The following is a 2,325-nucleotide window of genomic DNA, read 5'->3' as shown; positions in this document are numbered from 1 at the left end:
GGGACAATATTGATTGTTGTTAGTAATATTACTTAGGATTTTGTTGGAAAAATTTACTTATTGAAGTTGTCAACTAGTAATTGTTATCAATAGCTTAAAGTTATTGATAATCAGTCAAGCCTAATAAAATCTTGGAACTCTTGTCAGGAAAGATTTATAGGTTATTTTCTTACATCGAACTCAGGTTAATTGATTTTTTATAGTTAATTGTGCCTCATATAATGCTGTTCTTATCAATCGTTGTGCCAAGGTATAGACTAATAAACATAAACCCATTATCATCCCTAAGGCTTCGATTCTTTCTGGACTTTTCAAATAAATACTATCTGCAAAAAATAATGGGTCTTTGAGAAAACCAAATCCTCTCTCGCATGATTGTTGTCTTTTATATTCGTAAATCATAGTGCCGTTACCAAGTTGACTTTCTTCTAAAACATTTGTTGCTAGTATAAATCTGCCTGCACTCAATGTATCTTTTTGGATTTTATTTTTATCCTGAATTATTGTTCACCCCAATTCCTTTGTTATCTCAAGACCCCCAATCCTGCTTTGCCTCTAACAAAGCTCGCCAAGATTACGATAAGCGGAGCTTAACGCCAAAGGCGTATCGCAGGATATGTTTTTCTCGTGTTTACTCCTTTAAATGCTGGGTTTGAGTGCTTTTTCACTTCTTTTGAAATAAATCTGTCAGGCAGTCAGCCTTAACCCTATTATTAGGGGATGGGCTTCATATTATAGAGTTTCAGACGCTGGAACTGTTGGGGATTTCGCTCGGTTAGATAGAATAACTTATCTTCGATTAAGAAGATGGGCTAAAAGACAAACTGGAAGCATCAACCAGGGTCATCAAAAATATTGGCACACCATAGGTGACAACCATTGGGTATTCATCACTAAACCAGATAGTAACGGATTAAAGTTACTATCACATATCGAATTTCACTCCAGTGTTAACGATTATGTGAAGGTTAGAGGGGATAAAAGCCCATATGATGGTGACAATATCTACTGGAGTTTAAGGTTAAGTAATCATCCCGATTTACCTACTACAAAAAGAAAGCTACTTAAGCAACAAAAAGGTAGATGTATGGGATGCGGTTTAAATTTTCTTGAAGGTGACTTATTGGAGATTGACCACATAAATCCTATTTCTTGTGGAGGTAAAAAGGAATGGAAAAATCTTCAATTACTGCACCGCCATTGCCACGATATCAAAACTTTGTTTTGAGTGTGTACTACTTTGAATATGTACGGCTTCCCTCGTTTATGCACATCGGTTTTTTATTGTCTTGGCTTGCCCGTTATGTCGTAACATCCACTTATTGATAGCACCAAGAAGTAAACTAATACAGATGTCATTTGGTAGTCTAGTTAACTTGTAACCAATGAAATACAAAAGTATAGTAAAAGGCAAAATATTTTGGTGTAATTGCTGTAGAACTGTTGCAATTGACTTATCTACATCGTACCCAAGCTTTATCTCCAGTAATTGAATGTAATACCACAAAGTGATCGCTAAGGGCATCGCACATTTATCCATATTCTTTAAGTGTAAAAGAATCATGTACCATGACCTACTTTTATTCAAGTTGAGAAGTAAAAATGCTTGAAGCTATAGCTACGGCTTGGCTATTACTGTTTTTTGGCGACTTTCTTTCCACTTTTGCATACCACGTACCCGAACATGTTTTTGGTAGCCTCCACCTAAAAACACACCACTCCGCAAAAAAAAAAATTTCATCACTATGCTATCCTAATGCGAAAGTGACCACGGGGATTCTCCCCGGTGGCGCATTTCGCGCTGAATTATCAGGTTCTTTTAGATGGTTTGTTGGGTGCTTTACCGTATTTGTTTGTAGCAATATTTTTGTGGTCTTTTTCTCAAGCAGGGGTTATCTGCGGATTACTTTTAGGTCAGTTTCATGTGTGGTGGAGACATACTAGCGTCATAGGCTGGCAAACTCCCAAATTCATAATTTTATTATGTCAGATTTTATTCATCACAACTCCCGAACAACACTGGCTTCATCATCAAAAAACAAATGCAGGTTTTGGCGATATTTTTACATTCTTTGACCAACCTGCAAAAATCTGGTTGCGCTGGTTACGTTTACTCAGAATGCATTTGCGTTTCCCACTTGTCCCGTTAAAGTAGTATTAATTTCAGTAGCAATACAAAAATACTAATAAATTTTCAATTCAAAGCTTTTTCAGGTATTTTTGAGGAAATTCTGGAATTTAATAATGCCAGAATGAATCTAAACTTATCAGTAAATTCCACTACAAAAAATCAGGAAAGCTACCACAATGCAAACAGCAAACAAA

Annotated in this window: 2 protein-coding genes and 3 pseudogenes; 3 read left to right on the top strand and 2 right to left on the bottom strand. The window is 36.0% G+C overall.

Features of this window, described 5'->3' with window-relative positions; genetic code table 11:
• Positions 1 to 186 precede the first annotated feature (186 nt).
• A pseudogene (locus tag CK510_RS29490) lies at positions 187 to 465 on the bottom strand (IS1634 family transposase); the annotation flags it as partial.
• Between the two features lie 217 nt (positions 466 to 682).
• On the opposite strand from CK510_RS29490, the pseudogene CK510_RS34510 reads away from it, so the two are divergent.
• Positions 683 to 847, top strand: a pseudogene (locus CK510_RS34510) (group II intron maturase-specific domain-containing protein); the annotation flags it as partial.
• 114 nt (positions 848 to 961) lie between these two features.
• Positions 962 to 1,228: an HNH endonuclease gene (locus tag CK510_RS33115; protein ID WP_211293351.1), complete on the top strand. Its 267-nt coding sequence runs from the start codon at positions 962 to 964 to the stop codon at positions 1,226 to 1,228.
• A 36-nt stretch (positions 1,229 to 1,264) separates the two neighbouring features.
• On the opposite strand, the gene CK510_RS33110 is transcribed toward CK510_RS33115, so the two are convergent.
• Positions 1,265 to 1,525, bottom strand: a complete 261-nt coding sequence (locus CK510_RS33110) for a hypothetical protein (RefSeq protein WP_211293350.1) — start codon at positions 1,523 to 1,525, stop codon at positions 1,265 to 1,267.
• Positions 1,526 to 1,602: 77 nt separating this feature from the next.
• On the opposite strand from CK510_RS33110, the pseudogene CK510_RS29475 reads away from it, so the two are divergent.
• Positions 1,603 to 2,155 (top strand): annotated as a pseudogene (locus tag CK510_RS29475) (sterol desaturase family protein).
• Positions 2,156 to 2,325 lie beyond the last annotated feature (170 nt).

The organism is Brunnivagina elsteri CCALA 953 (assembly GCF_002289455.1).
Taxonomy (GTDB): domain Bacteria; phylum Cyanobacteriota; class Cyanobacteriia; order Cyanobacteriales; family Nostocaceae; genus Brunnivagina; species Brunnivagina elsteri.
The sequence above is the reverse complement of the archived record's forward strand: the minus strand, read 5'-3'. Positions and strand labels throughout refer to the sequence as shown.

Excerpts from the sequence above, each read along its gene's own strand:
- CK510_RS33110 (WP_211293350.1), bottom strand. The coding sequence starts at position 1,525 with ATGCCCTTAGCGATCACTTTGTGGTATTACATTCAATTACTGGAGATA.